The organism is Sphingomonas faeni (assembly GCF_040407495.1).
GTDB lineage: Bacteria > Pseudomonadota > Alphaproteobacteria > Sphingomonadales > Sphingomonadaceae > Sphingomonas > Sphingomonas faeni_D.
On sequence record NZ_JAPZPP010000009.1, the window covers coordinates 14,797 to 32,522 of the forward strand.

General features: G+C 64.4%; 13 protein-coding genes. 7 read left to right on the forward strand and 6 right to left on the reverse strand.

Translation table 11 applies throughout. The annotated features are described in order from the left end of the window. Positions 1–104: 104 nt before the first annotated feature. The 3 genes from O6W96_RS19555 to O6W96_RS19565 all read right to left on the reverse strand — a co-directional run bounded on the left by O6W96_RS19555 (position 105) and on the right by O6W96_RS19565 (position 2,896). Complete coding sequence (locus O6W96_RS19555) at positions 105–761, reverse strand: Dps family protein (RefSeq protein WP_353471097.1); 657 nt, start codon at positions 759–761, stop codon at positions 105–107. Between the two features lie 118 nt (positions 762–879). Continuing rightward, positions 880–2,232: a sensor histidine kinase gene (locus tag O6W96_RS19560; RefSeq protein WP_353471098.1), complete on the reverse strand. Its 1,353-nt coding sequence runs from the start codon at positions 2,230–2,232 to the stop codon at positions 880–882. Next, positions 2,219–2,896 carry a response regulator transcription factor gene (locus tag O6W96_RS19565; RefSeq protein WP_353471099.1) on the reverse strand — a complete coding sequence of 226 codons (678 nt, stop codon included), beginning with the start codon at positions 2,894–2,896 and terminating at the stop codon, positions 2,219–2,221. Before O6W96_RS19565 ends, O6W96_RS19560 begins: the two co-directional genes overlap by 14 nt. 158 nt (positions 2,897–3,054) lie before the next feature. Between O6W96_RS19565 and O6W96_RS19570 the strand changes: the two genes are divergently transcribed. The 6 genes from O6W96_RS19570 to O6W96_RS19595 all read left to right on the forward strand — a co-directional run bounded on the left by O6W96_RS19570 (position 3,055) and on the right by O6W96_RS19595 (position 10,748). After that, complete coding sequence (locus tag O6W96_RS19570; protein ID WP_353471108.1) at positions 3,055–4,296, forward strand: TolC family protein; 1,242 nt, start codon at positions 3,055–3,057, stop codon at positions 4,294–4,296. Next, on the forward strand, positions 4,293–7,475 hold the full coding sequence (locus O6W96_RS19575) for an efflux RND transporter permease subunit (protein ID WP_353471100.1): 3,183 nt from the start codon (positions 4,293–4,295) through the stop codon (positions 7,473–7,475). Before O6W96_RS19570 ends, O6W96_RS19575 begins: the two co-directional genes overlap by 4 nt. An 18-nt stretch (positions 7,476–7,493) precedes the next feature. Next, positions 7,494–8,399 carry an ATP-grasp fold amidoligase family protein gene (locus tag O6W96_RS19580; RefSeq protein WP_353471101.1) on the forward strand — a complete coding sequence of 302 codons (906 nt, stop codon included), beginning with the start codon at positions 7,494–7,496 and terminating at the stop codon, positions 8,397–8,399. Positions 8,400–8,737: 338 nt separating this feature from the next. Further along, on the forward strand, positions 8,738–8,941 hold the full coding sequence (locus O6W96_RS19585; protein WP_353471102.1) for a hypothetical protein: 204 nt from the start codon (positions 8,738–8,740) through the stop codon (positions 8,939–8,941). Positions 8,942–8,953: 12 nt separating this feature from the next. Next, entirely contained in the window at positions 8,954–10,198 is a 1,245-nt protein-coding gene (locus O6W96_RS19590; protein WP_353471109.1) for an aminotransferase class I/II-fold pyridoxal phosphate-dependent enzyme, read from the forward strand. Positions 10,199–10,253: 55 nt separating this feature from the next. Continuing rightward, positions 10,254–10,748 carry a nucleoside deaminase gene (locus O6W96_RS19595; RefSeq protein WP_353471103.1) on the forward strand — a complete coding sequence of 165 codons (495 nt, stop codon included), beginning with the start codon at positions 10,254–10,256 and terminating at the stop codon, positions 10,746–10,748. A gap of 301 nt (positions 10,749–11,049) precedes the next feature. On the opposite strand, the gene O6W96_RS19600 is transcribed toward O6W96_RS19595, so the two are convergent. The 3 genes from O6W96_RS19600 to O6W96_RS19610 are packed head-to-tail and all read right to left on the reverse strand — an operon-like array spanning position 11,050 to position 15,669. Beyond that, a complete protein-coding gene (locus tag O6W96_RS19600; protein WP_353471104.1) occupies positions 11,050–12,015 on the reverse strand; it encodes a hypothetical protein in 966 nt (321 codons plus the stop codon). Next, entirely contained in the window at positions 12,012–14,678 is a 2,667-nt protein-coding gene (locus O6W96_RS19605; protein WP_353471105.1) for a S8 family peptidase, read from the reverse strand. Before O6W96_RS19605 ends, O6W96_RS19600 begins: the two co-directional genes overlap by 4 nt. Beyond that, positions 14,635–15,669: an AAA family ATPase gene (locus tag O6W96_RS19610; RefSeq protein WP_353471106.1), complete on the reverse strand. Its 1,035-nt coding sequence runs from the start codon at positions 15,667–15,669 to the stop codon at positions 14,635–14,637. Before O6W96_RS19610 ends, O6W96_RS19605 begins: the two co-directional genes overlap by 44 nt. Before the next feature lie 684 nt (positions 15,670–16,353). Here O6W96_RS19610 and O6W96_RS19615 point away from each other — a divergent pair. Then, on the forward strand, positions 16,354–17,726 hold a 1,373-nt coding region (locus O6W96_RS19615), incomplete at its 3' end, for a recombinase family protein (RefSeq protein WP_353471107.1).

The window sequence follows — 17,726 nt, forward strand, 5'->3', positions numbered from 1 at the left end:
TGCGCTTTTGACGCGGTAGGTCAGGTTGCACGATTGCGCGCCGGATCGCCCATCGGCGTGATGCCTCTCCACGGGACTGCACCACGCCAACGCTCGCCCTCTCCTTAGTTGATCGGCGCGCTCGGCGTTCCGGCGGGGGCAAGCGTGCGACCGTTGTTGAGGTCAGCACCCGTATTGGGATCGGTGGGCGTCGACTGGATCATTGCACGCATCTGCCACTGATACTTGTCGATCGCGTGCTGTACTTCCTGCAGCAGGTTGCCTGTGGTCGGATCGGTATCGTTGGTCGCCTTGATGCCCTGCCCCAGCTCGTCGCTGGTAACGCGGTAATATTGCGCAAACCACTGAATCACCTTGCCGTCGTCGACGAAACCGCCGGGAAATTCGGGTATCCGGCTGGTCCGGATGATCGTGTTGGCACGCCCGTCGGACGAGACGCCCACGCTCTGCAGGCGCTCGGCAACTTCGTCGGCGTATTTGGCCACGCCTTCGTAATGCTCCTGAAGCAGTTCGTGGAGCGGGTAGAACCACGTTCCCGAGACGTTCCAATGCGCCTGCTTGGTCTGCAACTGGAGCTGCTGCAATTCGGTCAGCGCCTGCTGCAACGCCTGGATCGAGTTGCGCAAATCGCCGCCCTGTGGGCCCGAATGGACCCGGTCTGTGACACTGTTGAGCGGGAACGGGCCGGTCTGCGTCTGGGTCTGAGCCAGCGCGGGGGAGGCGAGCAGAAGCGAAGCCGTAGCCAGGAGAATATACCGCATGGATCGTCCTTTCGAGCGAGGAACGGCGGCGGATGCAGGACGAATTCCCCATCTCGTTACGCGTCGTTTCGTCGAGGATTGAACGTGCGATCGGCATCCCGGTTGTCTAAATTCGGGTTCAGTCTTGATACGCGGGACCGACCAGCGAGACGGCACTGCCGACCTCGGCGAACCGCAACGTGAAGTCGTGCAGGTCGGCGATCGCCTTGACCAGGCTGAGCCCTAGTCCGGCGCCGTCGCAATCCTGCCGGCCGCGGTAGAATCGCTGCGTGACCAGCGACCGCTCGGCGATCGGTACGCCTGGCCCGTCGTCGGCCACGGTCATGACCACGCGCTCGCCGTCCTGCCGCAACGACAGCAGGACGCGACCGCCCGCGGGGCCGAACTTCATCGCGTTGTCGATCAGGTTCGAGACCGCTTCCATCAACAGGCTTGCATCGCCCTCGACAGAGGCGGCCCCGGCGATCTCGCAGGTCAGGTCGATCCCGCGATCCTCCGCGGTCGGGCGGTGAAGCTCGCACGCATCCTCCGCCAACCGCGCGAGATCGACCGCGGCGAAGCGGCTGCGGCGCGCATGATCCTCCAGCTCGCGGATCCGCAGCAGCGCAGCGACGATCCCGAGCAGGGTGTCGACCTCCGCCAGTGCGGCATCGCCGACCGCCTCGAACTGCGCACGCGTGTCTGCCTCGCGCAGCCCGCGTTCGACGCGCGCGCGCAGGCGGGTAAGCGGCGTACGCAACTGATGCGCAATGTCGTCGCCGACGCCGCGCACCTCGGTGACGAGCAGCTGAAGCCGGTCGAGCATCGCGTTGATATGCGCGCAGAGCAGCCCGAAGCTGTCGGGATCGGGCCCGACCGGCAGGCGCTCCGCCAGATCACCCGCGACGATCCGCGCGGTCAGTTTGCGCACCGCATCAACCTGGCGCGCCGCACGGCGCCCTGCTGCAAGTCCGAACCCGATCGCCAGCAGGATCGCGGGAATCAGGGCGATCGCCAGAGAGCGTTCGACCACGCGCAGCGCCTCCTCCGCATCGTCGAGATCGACGCCGGTCACCAGCCGCGATCCGTCGGGCATCGCGCACACGACCAGCCGCGCGGTATCGCGGGTCTTGCCCGGCAGTTCGGTGGTCTCGACGTCGGCGATCACCGATCCTCGCGTAATCACCGGCACCGGCAGGCGCGCGATATTGCCCTCGATCAGCGTACCATCGGCGCCAAACAGCGCGAGGAAGCGATCGCGGTGGATATCGCGCGTCAGCATCGCGCGCACGGCCGACTGCCGCATCGGCGCCGCCAGTGCAGCCAGATCGCGACAATCCCGCGCGAAACCGCGCTCCGCCATCCGCTGATGACTGCCGTTCGCCAGCACCCAGAACAGCCCGGCGACCACCAGCGACTGGACGATCAGCAACGCCGCGATCGCCCCGCCCCACCGCCATGTCGCGCGCGCGCGGGGGTTAGACCGGGACATCGAACACATAGCCCTGCCCGCGGACGTTGCGGATCAGTTGCGGTTCGCTCTCGCCATCGACCTTGCGGCGCAGGCGGCCCATGTGGACGTCGACGACGTTGCTGTTGGGCTCGAAGGTATAGCCCCACACGTCACGCAACAGCATTGACCGCGTGACGATCCGGTCAGGCCGGCGCACCAGATAATCGAGCAGCTTCAATTCCCGCGGCAACAGGTCGAGTGCGCGCCCCGACCTGGTCGCGGTCCCCGCCAGCAAGTCGAGATCGAGCGGGCCGACTATCAGCCGCGTGTCGCGCGTCTCGTTCGGTCGCCGCAGCAACGCCTCGACGCGCGCGATCAGCTCGACCAGCGCGAACGGCTTGGGGAGGTAATCATCGCCGCCCGCGCGCAATCCCCGGACCCGGTCGTCGAGACTGCCGAGCGCGCTGAGCACGAGCGCGGGCGTCCGGCGGCCGTCCGCCCGTAGCCGCGCGATCAGGTCAAGCCCCTCGCCATCGGGAAGCTGGCGGTCAACGATCAGCAGGTCGACGCCATCATCCAGCGCTGCGACGAAACCGTCTTCCAACCGGACTTGATGCGTCACCGCATAGCCGTTCGCCGCCAGCTCGAGCGTGATCTCGTGCGCGGTGCCGGCATCGTCCTCGATCAGCAGGATATGCGTCATGCGACCAGTTCGCAGTTCGGGGGACGCGCCGTCAATTGAATTGCAGTTCAGACTCTGAACGCGGATTTAATCGACGCGCCGCCGACCCCTCCGCTACCGATTTTTCCAAGGGTATGTCTTCTGAGAAGCACGTAATGCGGATTGTTGCCTTGGCCGTTATGGCTGGCGCCGTCATGCCGCCCGCCGCGTATGCGCAGGCCCCGACTGGCACGGCGATCTCACTCGACCGGCTGGCGCAGGACGTCGTCGCGAATAATCCGGAACGACAATTCTACCAACGCCAGATCGAGACCGCGGGTGTCGAGCGATCGGCCGCGGGGCGCTGGGCCGATCCCGAGACGGTCGTCGAGTTCGGCCAGCGCCGCGCCGACGATCGCACGAGCGGGAAGCCGCTTGGCGACGGGCTGACCTATGCCGTCTCGGTCGTCCAGCCGATCGAGTTCGGCGGCCGCATCGCGCTGCGCCGCGCGATCGCCGAGCGGCAGGTGGAGCTCGCGAAGATGGGGCTCCAGCAGTTCGATGCGACGCTGGCTGCACGCGCACGCTCGCTAGGCTATGGCCTGTTTGCTGCCGACGAGAAGGCCAGCGTCGCGCGCGAAGTGGCGAACCGGATGCGGGCGCTCGCGCGCGTGATCGTCTCGCGTGATCCAGCCGGCCCCGCCCCGCGCCTCGAAGCCGCGTCTCTGCAAGCGGGCGCGATCAGTGCGGAGCGGACCGCGGCGATCGCCGATGCCGAGGCGAATTCGGCGCTGTACGAACTCAACCAATTGCGCGGCGCGCCGTTCGCCGCGCGGCTGCGGATCGTCCGCCCCGATATGTCGCTCCCCGATCTTCCATCGGGTACGACGCTGGCCGCCAACGCGACCGCGAACAATTTCGAGCTGAAGGCCCTGCGCGCGCAATTCGAGCAACAGGGGCTGCGCGTCGATCTCGCGCGGAAGGCGCGCATCCCGACGGTCGGCATCGGCCCCTATTACGACCGCGCGCGTTCGGACATCCGCGAGACCAATTACGGTGTCCGCCTATCGACGACGATCCCGCTATGGAACCGCCAGGCCGGTGAGGTCGCGGTCGAGCAGGGACGCCAGGCACAGGCCAACGCGACGCTGGTCAATGCCGAGCGCCGGATCGCACGCGACGTGTTCGACCAGACCGCGCAATATGACGCGAAGCGATCGGCGCTCGGCAAATGGGACGGCACGACGCCGCGCAGCTTTGCCGATGCCGCCGAGGAGGCCAATCGCAACTTCCAGCTCGGGGCGATCCCGCTCGCGATCTACATGCAGATGCAGCAATCCTATATCGAGGCGACCAACGCGGTGCTCGATACGCGGCGCGAGGCACTCGAGGCGCTGCTTCAGTTGCGCGCGCTCAACGGCGGCAACGCGCTCGCTCGATGATTGCCGGGCTCCTAGATTTCGTCACGCGACGCCGTCTGGCGATCGCGGTAGTGACCGCGCTGATCGCGGCGGTCGGCCTGTGGTCGTTCGCCAACCTCCAGATCGACGCGATCCCCGACATCACCGGGGTGCAGGTGCAGGTCAACACGATGGTCCCAGCCCTCGCGCCCGAGGAGATCGAGCGGCTCGCGACGCTGCCGATCGAACGCGCGATGGCGGGCCAGCCGGGGCTCGAGGAGACGCGCTCCCTGACCAAGACCGGGCTCAGCCAGGTGACGCTGCTCTACAAGGACGGCACCGACCAGATGCGCGCGCGCCAGCTCGTCACCGAGCGGCTGAACGCGGTCCGCGACCAGTTGCCGCCGAGCGCCTCGCCACAGCTCGCGCCGATCACCACCGGTCTCGGCGAGATCTATTACTATACGCTCGAATGGAAGCACGCGCCCGCGAGCATGGACGCGCAGCGCCAGTTGATGGAGCTCTACGAGGCGCAGGAATATACCGTGCGTCCGATGCTGCGCGCGGTCACCGGCGTCGCCGACGTCAACACCAATGGCGGTCTGGAACAGCAGTTCGTCGTCGAGCCCGATCCGCGGCGGCTGACGATGCACGGCGTGACCGCGGCCGAACTCGCGCAGGCGGTCGGCAAGAACGTCGAGAATGCGGGCGGCGGCATTATCGCACGCGGCGCCGAGCGCTTCACCGTGCTCACCAACGGCCGTGTGACGAGCGCGACCGATATCGGCGCGATCCCGGTGAAGTTCGCAGGCGGAATCCTGCCGCTCCAGGTCCGCGATCTCGCCGACGTCGTGATCGGATCGGCGCCGCGCCAGGGCGCCGCGACGCAGAACGGCCGCGAGACCGTGCTCGGCACCGTGATGATACTGGTCGGGCAGAACAGTCGCGAGGTCGCGCTCCGCGTGGCAGACGCCCTGCCCGATATCCAGTCGGCGCTGCCCAAGGGCATGGTTGTCCACCAGCAATATAGCCGCGCCGACCTGGTCGACCGGACGATCTCGACGGTCGAGCACAATCTCGGCGAAGGCGCGCTGCTCGTCGCGCTCGTGCTGTTGCTGGTGATGGGCAATTGGCGCGCGGCGCTGATCGTGACGATCGTCATCCCCCTAGCCTTCCTCGTCACCGTCTCGGGGATGCACGCGATCGGCGTGTCGGGAAACCTGATGAGTCTCGGCGCGCTCGATTTCGGGCTAATCGTCGACGGCGCGATCGTGGTGGTCGAGAACAGCCTGAGGCTGCTGGCCGAGCGCCGTCGCGCCAAGGGTGAAGACCTCACGCCTGACGAACGCCGCAAAACGGTAACGGACGCAGCACGGATGGTGGCGCGCCCGACGATGTTCGGCATCGCGATCATCGCGCTCGTCTATGTCCCCGTCCTCAGCCTCGGCGGGGTCGAGGGCAAGCTGTTCCAGCCAATGGCGCAGGCAGTCATGCTCGCGATCTTCGCCGGGATGGTCTGGACGTTCACGGTCGTCCCCGCGCTGTCCGCCTGGCTGCTGCGCGCGCCGGCCAGCGAAAAGGACGACAGCCGCCACAAGGGCCTGATCGGGCTCGCCGAACGCGGCTACGCGCCGACGCTTGAGCGCGCGCTGGCACAACCGAAGCTGTTGGTACTTGGCGCGCTGGTCATGCTCGCGGTCACGTTCGGGGTCTTCAAGACACTAGGGTCGCAGTTCACGCCGCAGCTCGACGAGGGCTCGATCACCGCGATGGTCTATCGCCCGGTCGGCATGTCGCTCGAACGCAGCCTCGCGATCGAACAGGAAACCGAACGCCAGATCCGCCGGCAATTCCCGCAGGTCAGCCATACCTTCGCACGGATCGGCACCAGCGAGGTCGCGACCGATCCGATGCCGCCCAACGAGAACGACCTCTACATCTTCTATACGCCTGAGAAGGACTGGCCGACCGGCGACGGCAAGCCGAAGACCAAGGACGAACTCGTCGCGGGGATCGAGAAGATCGGCCGGCAGGTCTATAGGGGCCAGAGCTTCGAGTTTGCGCAGCCGATCGAGATGCGCTTCAACGAGATGCTCGAAGGCGTCCGCGCCGACGTGTCGGTGAAGATCTTCGGCGAGGATTACGACGTTCTCGAACGCGCGGCGAAACAGGCCAAGGCGATCCTCGACAAGCAACCCGGCACCGAACATGTCGAGTTCGAAACCGCCGGTCGTCCCAAGAGCGTCGTCGTCGAACTCGATCACGCTGCGATGCTGCGGCTCGGGCTGGGCACCGCCGAGGTGAACACGGCGATCACCGATGCGATCGCCGGCGCCGAGGTCGGCTTCATCCCCGAAGGCGAAGCGCGCCACATGATCGTCATACGCATGCCCGAAAGCCTGCGTGCCGATCCGTCCGCGATCCTCGCCCTCCCATTGCGCGTCGGCGAGTACGGCATGGTGCCGCTGTCGCGCATCGCCCGGTTGCGCGTCACGCCGAAGGTCGAGCCGATTCTCCATGACGGCGGCAAACGCCGCGCCGCGCTAATGGTGACGCTCAACACCAGCGATCTCGCCGGCTACGTCCAGAAAGCCCGCGCCGCGGTCGATGGTCAGGTCAAGCTCCCGCCGGGCTATCGCATCGAGTTCGGCGGCCAGTTCCACCAGCTCGAGGCCGCGCAGAAGCGCCTGTCGATCGTCGTGCCCGCAGCGCTCGTGCTGATCTTCCTGCTGGTCTACGCCGCGCTCGGCAGCGTCAAGGAAGCCGCAATCGTCTATACCGGTATCCCGTTCGCGGTGACCGGCGGCGTGCTTGCGCTGTGGCTGCGCGACATGCCGTTCTCGATCACCGCGGCGATCGGCTTCATCGCGCTGTCGGGGATCGCGATGCTCAACGGGCTGGTGCTGGTCGACCACATCAACTCCCTACGTGACGGCCGCGACAGCGACCCGCGCTCGGTCGACGATGCGGTCCGTGAAGGTGCACGCGATCGCCTCCGCCCGGTGCTGTCGACTGCATTGGTGGCTTCGATCGGCTTCGTCCCGATGGCGATCGCGAGCGGCGCGGGCGCGGAGGTACAACGGCCATTGGCGACCGTTGTGATCGGCGGGATCGTCACCTCGACGCTGCTTACGCTGCTGCTGCTGCCGAGCCTGTATCGTTGGCTGGTCCGGGAGCGTGCGTCCGACATGCAGGCCGATCACGTAGACCCGGCCTCCTGATCATCGATGCAGACTGACATGATCCCCAGCACCACTGCACCGCTTTCGGTGACTTGGCCGCAGACGTCTTATCTGGCGGACTTCGGCGAAAAAGCGCGACCCGCGCCCGCGCTCGCCGCGTGGATCCGCGTGCACTTGACCTATTGGTGGCGGCACCGGCGACGTTTGTCGATCGACCGACCGCAACGCTTCACCGAGTTCGTACAGCGACGCAAATTGGTCGACCGCGATCCCCGCATACCGCAGATGATCGACAAGGTAGCCGTAAAGCCATTCGTCGCCGCCATGCTTGGCACCGATTGGGTAACCCCCACCCTCTGGTCGGGCGAGATACTGCCTGACCAGATCCCCTTTCCCGGCCCGTTCGTCGTTAAATCGCGTCACGGCTGCAACCAGTACCGCATCGTTCGCGATGCGTCGGACGACTGGAACGCCGTCCGTTCAGCGGCAGCGGCATGGATGCAACGGTCCTACGGCCTCTGGCTCGACGAATGGGGCTATCGTAACGTGCCGCGCGGCATACTGATCGAACCCTTTGTCGGCGAGGGACCGACGCTGCCGGTTGATTACAAGCTTTACGTGTTCCACGGCCGGGTCGAAGCGATCCAGGTTCACGTCGATCGTGAGACATGCCACCGATGGGTAATCTTCGATCGGGATTGGCGCGGAATGTCGACCGATGCCGATCGCCTTAATATTCACCCGCCGATTAGCTTGCCGCTTATGATTAAGGGGGCAGAAGCTTTGGGATGCGGGTTCGCATTCGTCCGTGTCGACTTCTACGACACAGGCGTCATACCCCGATTTGGGGAAATGACATTTTATCCCGGCTCGGGCCTAGATCCGTTCGACCCGCCTCGATTGGACGAGTTGCTCGGTGATCATTGGTGTCAGGTTGCTGGAACGGACAGAACCATGACTTAACGCTCGATCGTAATTTTGCCTGTGCCAACTTCTAACCCTGATCGAGCTTCCAATCGAGTTTTTGTTTGCTCGATGACTGGGGGCGTTACATTAATTCGTCCGCGACACCCTCCGGACCGCTGACAGAGGCAACGATCGTTCCTGCGCGTGGTCGGCCGGAAAGGTCGAGGCAATTGTGTCATGCGCATGCCTTACGTTTCGATCTCGCTGGTACGCGAAGTATTCGGCCATTGCATTACGCCGCCGCTAACTGCTTGTTTGGTAAAGAAGATCAACGATCCTCGTGGGGCTTTCCGGCGGCCGTGCGTTTGACCCACTCGATCACGAGAGGATTAGCCATGGATCAGAAGAGTGCGCCGTTGGCCGATGCGCTGGCGGCAATCGAGAAGAGGCCGGTCGTCGGCTTCGGAGCGCCGGGCCACAACCAAGGCTCGGCTATTCCCGGCGGCATGAAAGCGCTGCTCGGCAAGCGGGTCTTCGAAGCTGACGTGCTCACGCCGAAGGGTCTCGACGATCGGACCGAAGGAAAACTCGCGCTTTAACGGGCGCACGAGATCGCGGCGGAGGCCTGGAATGCCGACTTCTGCCGGTTCGTGACCGGCGGATCCACGCAGAGCCTTCACACCGTGATGGCGTCCGTCGCCGGGCCGGGTGACACCATCCTGATCGCCGCAAACGCTCACAAAGCCGAGCGAACCTATGCGCTCGCGACAGGGCTCGATGCCGTTGTCGTCCCCGTACAGATCGACGAGGCTTGGGACATCGAACATGGCGTCGAGCCGCAGGCGCTTGTCGCCGCGCTGGCGGCGCATCCGACTGCCAAGGCATTCATCGTCGTCAGCCCGACCTACTACGGCGTCACGAGTGATATAGCGGCGCTCGCCACCGTCTGTCACGATCACGGCATTCCGCTGATCGTCGACGCCGCCTGGGGTGGTGCGTTCGTATTCTGTGAAGGACTGCCGGACGATCCGCTGACCAAGGGGGCGGATGCCGCCGTCTACAGCGCCCATAAGACGATGGGGGCCCTCGCGCAGGGGTCGGTGATCGTCGCCAAGGGCGACCTGATCGATCGCCAGCGACTGTGGATGGCCTATGAGCTGTTCGAGACCACCAGCCCGTCGGTACCGATACTTGTTACGCTCGACGCGACGCGGCGCGATCACGCACTGAACGGCGAGCAGCTGTGGACCGACGTCATCGCCTTGGCAAAGAACGTTCGCGGCAAAATTGCCGGTATCGCGGGTCTGCGCGTGTTCGGCGACGACCATCTGCCGCCGAATGCCGATCTGGACATAACGAAGGTACTGATCGACGTCTCGGCCCTGGGCGTATCGGGGTATGCCATCGACGATTGGCTCTACAAGCATCACCGGATCAGCATGGGACTCTCCGACACGCGCCATATTCTGGCGGTCCTGTCGCTTGGCACAACCAGGTCCGATCTCCGCAAGCTCGTCCGTGGCTTGCAGTATCTCGTAAAGCAGCTCGATTCCGATCCCTCCATCCTGCCGGCAATCTCTCTTGTGCCCGGGATCGGCACCCTGTCCGTCGACATGGCGATGCCCGGGCCTGCGGCACTCTACGGCCCAGCCGAAATGGTGGCCTACGAGGCGGCTGCTGGACGAGTCGCAGCCGAAATGATCGCGCCCGCGCCGCCTGGCGTTCCTCGGCTGGTGCCGGGCCAGCGCATCACTGCTGCGCACGTCGCATGGCTTGTCGCAAACCGTGATGCCGGGGCTTTCGTGATGGATCCGGTCGACCCGACCGAAGCGACCGTGAGGGTGGTGCAGAGCTGAAGCAACCGAAGTGACCCGCCAAATCTTACAGCAGCTGCAATTAGGTGGATACACAATGCAGACTCATACCGACGAACACTGGATGCAAATGGCGATAGACGTCGCGCGCTCCAAAGGATCCGATCCCTCAACCTCGCCGCTTGGATGCGTCATCGTGCTAGACGGGAAGGTGATTGCCGCCGAACGCAATCAGACCAAGGAGTTGCCTGACGCAACCGCTCATGCCGAGATGATGGCGATCCGTCGGGCTTGTGAGCAAACCGGAGAACTGGAGCTGCGCGGGGCAACGTTATACTCGACACTCCAGCCCTGCGGCATGTGCACGATGGCATCGATCTGGTCGAAAGTCGGCCGCGTCGTTTACGGTGCTGGTCGCAACGATGTGCATCCGATGTATTTCGAGGCGAAGCACGTCGACACCCTCGCCTTCATCGGGGACGCCTATCGGGACAATATCGAGATCGAGGGCGGCTGCCTGCGCGAAGCCTGCGCTGAACTGTGTTACGGTCCCGATGCTGACTTAAACGAAGAGGAACAGGCCAACCTGTAAGCACACATCGAGTCATAGGCGTCGACTGTTTGCCGCTATCAGCGGTAACGTAAAACAAAGCCTCGTCGAAGCAGCTTCGACGATCCACTTGCAGACCTTAATGTCCAGTTTACCGCTCCCCGACATCTTCCATCCATTCAGGTAGCATCTACAAGCGCTACTAGGCGGCAGATCCGTGGAACTAAGGCATGGATCCTAGCTTCAGCGAAGATCGACGCCGATGCTGGACTGAACCACGCAAGTCCTCCGTACCGGGGCATTGCCATCGGGTTGCTCTGCGTGGCCCTCGGTCATCATGACCTCAAGCGGCGGCAGGCGCCGCCCGGGATCCCATAATCGCCGCGACAGCCTCGCGACCCTCGCCACGCATCGCTGACAGGGCGTCCTGCGCATCGCTGTCGGTGATGGCGAACAGGATGGTGTTGTACGGCGCGACCGTCCCGTCCGCATCTACGACATTCATGCTTCCAGGATCGAATGCCCAGTTCGCCCAGTTCCAGAGGCTGACATCTGGCACCTGCACGGCCACGTACGATCCGCGGCGCAGACGTGCCGACGTCCGACTTCGGCTAAAGTCCAGACCGAGATCGAAGGACTGGACCTGCCGATTCCAGCGACGCTTTACCAGGTTTTCGGTGATGCCGCCGGCGAGGCCAACAAGCTGAGGAAGAGCAGGCTGAATGTGCCCAAGTAGCTTCAACCCGTCCTTGAAAGTCGCGCTCTGCAGCACGTTGAGGATCGTCTCGTCGCCGGCCGACCGGATCGTGATCGTGCGCGCCTGGAAGGAGAGTCCGTCGGGCGGCACGGTGAGGCCGGTAAAGATCGGTGAGCCATTCACGGCGGCGTTGTCGGCATCGTTGGCCTTCAGCACGCTTGCGAACCGAAGATCTTGGCTTTCGCCGCCAGCCTGGTCACGGCCGGTAAAGTCGAACAGCACCGTGTGCAGACCGAGCCCCGGATACTCTTGGACCCGGAAGCCATCGAGCGTCACTTTAATGCGGTCGGACACGAGCGTCGCGTCGGCCTCGATGCCCGCCGCCGGCACGATCGGCACCCGGTCGGCTGTGGGCGGTCCTTCGGCGATGAACCCATAAACGTGCGCGGTGTGCGCATATGCCGCACCGCGCATCCGCGCAAGGCCCTGGCCCCGCACGCCCAGCGTGCGCAGAGCCTTGGCAGCATCCTCATCGCCGATTTCGTCAAGATAGTCGGCCAGCTCGTCATCGTCGAGGTGGCCGATGGAGAGGGAATCGTCAAAAAGGATCATGCGCCAGACCTCACCTGCAGACCCATCCTACGGCGGATCGTGTCCCTGATGTCAGCCGATATGGTGTCGGCCACCTCGATCGTCACCGCCAGCGCGTAGGGTATCTGGAAGTCGCTCACGTAGGTGAGTCTGGACACCGCCTGCACGTTGATCTCGAACACGCCGTTCTCGTCGAACGGGACAGCCTTCTTGCCCTCGTAGACGGCGTGGATCAGGGTGCCGTTCTTCGACGACGCGACAGACGGCTGATGGGAAGCACGCGCCGCACCCTCCCAGATGCTGCTTCGCCCGTCGCCACCGACCATTTCCAGACCTATCATACGGTAGTTCGAGCTGTTCGCCTTGACCGGCGTAAGCCATGCAAGCGTCAGGACTATGCGCCTGAACTCGGCGCTCGAGCTCAGATCGAAGGGCAGCGGAATGCGCCATGTGTGGCGCTGCTCCTTCCTGATCAGATCCTGGCCGAGCAGGGTCACCCGCTTCCTGTCACCCGACACGATGCGGCTGGGATCGACGTGACCATAACCGATAGCACGCGAAACAGTCTCCTTCGCGCGAGGCAGGGACATACCCGAACGGTGAACATCAGTCATGCCGATGCCGACGTCACCCCAGCTGGCGCCATGGGCGATCAACGCCTTGAGCACCGGTGCGGCGGTCGAACGCGCATGCCATGGAACACCGTCACCGGTCGGATCTGGGGAGGCGTCGAGCACGTCGCCGATCAGCAAGCCGGCCCTAGTGGCGAGTGCGGCGGCGTTGCTGGTGCCGGACGAGCGGCGGACCATCGTCACGTCGCCGGTTGCCGGATCCGGACTCGCCACCTTCTGGCCGAAGTAGGCGGCCGCCTCATGCCCACGGACGCGGAGGACCCCGGACATAGTAGGGTGCGCGACCTGCCTGCCGCCCGGCAGCATGACATCCGGCTTCACCGAGCGCCCGAATCCGAGACCGAGCCCCGAGTTGATGTTCGGAGCGGAGAAGGAAACGTACGGATCGGAAAGACTCGCCGGCAGGATATCGGTCGAACCGTCAGAGTGTGCCGCCGCTACCGTCAGGGCGTTCACCGACTCGGCGGGTGCGAAGATCGTACGCTGGGACTTGGCCGCGTCGATCGCCCGCAAAATCGCCGCCCGCCTGTGATCGGGCGTGGCAGCCCGCATCTGGACGGCGTCCGGGTAGTCCAGCACGTCAAAGGGCTCGCGGATGTTGCCCGCGCTGACCACGAAGAGCACCTTGTACTTCCAGGAGAGATGATCGAGCAGGCGAGCCCAGGGGCTAACCGAACCCGAGAAGCCGAAGGCCTCGTCACAGATCGAGTGGTTGATGATGACCACGTCGGGTCCGCTCGGCGGTTGGCCGTCGGTGCCTTCCTTGAGTTCGCGCACCGCGCGATGGATCAATCCCAGTGGCAGTTTGTCAATCGGCGGACGTTCGTCGTTGTCGTCAGACTCAAGGACCGGCACGATCTTGAGCACGCGCGACAGCGGCTCGGCCCCAAAGTGGCCGTCACCGCGCAGGATCAGCGACGCCATCGCCGTTCCGTGGAAGCGAGTGTTCACGGGCGCCATCGAATCGGCCACGTCGAGCGGGATCACGTCAATGCGGTCCCGCAACAGCGCGTGGTTCTCGACCGGCCAGCCATCGATCATGGCGCCGATCGATTTTCCATCCGCAGGTTGCAGGGCTTCAGACGACGCTTCCACGGGCTCGGGGTTGTGTTCGTCAATCGCAAACCGGAAACTGCTCTGCGGCCTGATGGACATCACCTGGTCAGAGAAGGCGAGCGGCCCCGATCCGGTGACAATGGCGTCCACCGCGGAAGAAGGAAGACGGATCAGCGCGGAGTGATAGCGGATCTCTTCGATTCGAATGACGTCGAGGATCTCGCCACCGATAGCTTCGATCGTCGTCCTGAACGCGTCATACGCGTCGTCCCTGTGGCGCGGGTCGAAGCGGTACCAGAGGTCCACCTCGATCCTGACCTCTTCCTCAGGACTGCGCGTGCGTTCCACCCTCAGCCGCCGACGCGTTGCGTCGCTGACGCGGTCGTCGGCATTCCACGGCCGGATGCGATGCAGATGGGAGAACAGATCCCACCAGACGCCGTCGCCCTCGGGCGCCTTCTCATTCGCGGCATACGCATCCCAAAGCCTGCGCAGCCGTTCGAACGACGCGACCGTGGGCATGCCAAGATACAACCTGCCTTCCGTCACGTCCTCGAAGGCCTCGAGGGGTTCGTTGGCGACGAGGTTGACACCCAACAGATTGTTGAATTCCTCAGCCTCGGCTGCCGCCTCTTCGTCGTCGTACTCATCACCGCCGATGTCGAAATACTCGGTCACGCCGTGCAGGAGAGCGACTTCCTCGGCGAGCCACTCCAGCCCCGCCTTTTCCGCGGCCTTAACGAAGGAGGCAGGTCGGCCAATGATCTCGAGTACGAGGGCACGTTCTGGCGCCATGGCCCCCGGATCGCGAGCGACATCGATGTCATCCCGGTCAAGGATATCAGTGAACGTGCGCGACATTAGCCCACCTAGGCGGTCGACCTGGATATGCGTTTCGATCTTGGGGCGGGACCTCTTGTCAGCAGTCCCCTTCAGGCGCTTCTGCTTGTCGTCAGGCGTCCGTCGGAGCGGCAGTATTTGATTGCTGTCGGCCATCGTCGTCGAACTTCGCCCCCGCCTTTGGTCCGAAGCGCTTCTTCCACGTCTTCAGCTGATGCGCCACAATCGTCTTGGGCGCACCGCCGGACAGGACGATCTTGCGCTTCACATCAAGCAGGAACTCCTCCGCCTCGGCGAAGCTCCCCCCTTCGAGATCGCGAGCGAGCGCTGCCGGATCGAAACCCAGTGCCTTGCGATCCGCGCCGACCTGATCCAGCCATCGCCTGAGGTCAGCGCGCGTAGGCATCGGTAGTTCGAGACGGAGCTGGAAGCGCCGCCATACGGCACGGTCGAGCAGTTCGGGATGGTTTGAGGCACAGACGATGACTGTGTAGGAGGGAAGATCGTCCATCTGCAGCAGCAGCGACGACACGACGCGCTTGATCTCGCCCGTCTCGTGGACATCGCCACGCTCCTTGCCGAGCGCGTCGAACTCATCGAGGAACAGCACGCACGGAGTGGCACGAGCGTAGTCGAACACGCGGCGAAGGCGAGCGGCGGTTTCACCGAGATAACTGTCGATCACCGCGTCGTAGCGGATGGTGAGGAACGGCACGCCGAGAGAGAAGGCGATCGCTTCCGCCAGAGTGGTCTTCCCGTTGCCCGGAGGTCCCGCGAGCATGACTCGATGACGGGGATCGAGAGAGTTCGACCGGAGCACGTCGGCACGGTGCTGCTCGTCGATGAGATCGCGGACCTGCGTCTCGACGTCGGCCGGTAGCGTCAGGTCGTCAAGACCGCGCCGCGCGGGGCGTTCGATCAGCAGATCACGGACCTTCTCGGGCAGCACGGATCCGTTGACCGAACGCGGAGCCTGCCGCGACGGCGGAGCGACGAAGCCTAGCGCCTTAGCAAGCCGGTCCGCTAGGGTATCGTGACGCTTGGCACGCGCCTCTGCCACGAGCGCGGCGACAGTGCGCTCGAGCTTCACATGGTCGTTTTGGGCGCCAGCCTCAGCCAGCTGGACTACAAGATCCGCTCTGCTCATTGGGTCACCATGCCGGCCGGCTCCATCCGATTCAGCCGTCCTTCCTTAATGTGCCGCTACGCACCTCCTCGTCAAGATCTAGCAACTCTCCGAGCAGGCGTCGCATTATTAATGCATTCTGAGATGACAACGCGACGCTTCCGGACAATCTCCGTCCCTTCGATTTCTGGCCGCCCAGCCGCCGGAGGACGAGCGACATGGCGCTGCGTCTACCAGCCCGGGGACGAAGGTCGGCTTAACTAGCACGTCCCTCCAAGCCGGCTAGTCCGGTTTTCTCTAGCGATCGGCGCTTAGAACCGTCCCCTGCCACATGAACGAAGGTCCGTTCACCAGTATTGCTATCCAAAAGCGGACAGGCCGCTTTCCACCAGTTTTGCTGAAATGCAGACGGTCTGCATTTACCAATATGAGCAGCGGCAGACCGGCCAACGGCCCCGTCTCGATGCGGCCCGGCAACTATGTGGGAAGGTCGGAGTCGGCGTGGCGCCGCGGGTCCCAGATGGCGTGGATGCCGTCACAGCCGCCCTCCCCGCTCCACGATCTCGCACTGGACCTCGCGCGTCTGCTGGCGCGCGACCTGGCGCGGCAGCAGAGTTCTCAGAAGAATCAGGTCGCCCCGAAAACGGGGAGGCGACCATCATGACGACCTTCGTTGCGAATGCAGGAAGCACGAATGGAGGAAAGATGAAGCGGTGTGCGATATACGCGCGGTATTCGACGGACAAACAGGACGTGCAGTCGATCGAGACGCAGCTGATGATGTGCCGGCGCGAGGTCATCCGCGAAGGCTGGCAGGAGGTGCTCTGTTTCACAGACGCAGCGGAGTCCGCGGCTACCATGCACCGCCCCGGCATGAAGGCGTTGCTTGCCGCCGTTGCCGCAGGCAGCGTCGACATCGTCTACGCCGACGCCATGGACCGGCTGTCGCGCAGTCAGGCCGATATTGCGACATTGTTCGACAGTCTTCGGTTTCGCGGCATCCTGCTGGCGACGCGCAAGGAAGGCATAGTCACGCCGCTGCACATCGGCATGATCGGTACGATCAACGCCGAGCAGCTGAGCGCTACCAGCGACAAGACGCGCGATGCGCTCGTGCGTCGCCACGCGATGGGGAAGAACCCCGGCGGCTCTGCGTACGGCTATGAGAAGCGCATCGAGCACGACGGCAATGGCGAACGCATCCGCGGCCTGCAGCAGATTGTCCCGAACGAGGCGACGGTGGTGGTCCGGATCTTCGAAGACTATGCGGCCGGCCTGTCGCCCATCGCCATCACGCGGCGCCTTAATGCCGACGGCGTGCCATCGCCGCGCAGCGGCAAAGCCAGCAGACATCCGCTCGGCAAGGCCGCGGCCTGGACGCCGAACACGCTGACCGGCAATGCCGCACGCGGCACCGGCATCCTCAACAACCCGCTTTATGTAGGCCGACGGCCGTACGCCAAACAGACGTATCGCAAGAACCCAGAAACGGGCAAACGCCATGCCTTCGTCAACCCGGAGGACAAGCGATCCGATGACGTAGAGTCCCCGGCGCTCGGCATCGTACCCCTCGAATTGTGGGACAGGGTCAAATCCCGTCAGGCTATGCTATCGCGCGGGCGGAAACCTCGTACCGATTTAACCAGCCTGCCCTTCTTCGCGCAACAGCGCCCGCGGTATCTGCTGACCGGCAAGATGACCTGCGGTAGCTGCGGCGCGAGCTATGCCAAATCGGGCAAGACCCGATTCGGCTGTCAGGGCGCCGCTAAGAAGGGCCCCACCTGGTGCGACAACCGGCTGACGATCCGCCAGGACGAACTCGACGCACGCGTGCTGGCAGGCCTGGCAAGCGAGATGCTGCGTGACAACGTCGTCGCAGCGTTCCTGCTGGAATATGAGGCAGAGACCCTTCGCCTGACGGCTGAAACAGTCAGCGCCCGCCCCGAGCGGGAAGCCGAACTGGCCAATCTCGATCACCAGCTCGGGCGCGCCAAGGCGGCGATCCTCAAAGGCGTGGACGCGACGGTGTTCGTCGACGAGATGAAGATCTGGACCGAGCGACGCAAGGCCCTGCTCGC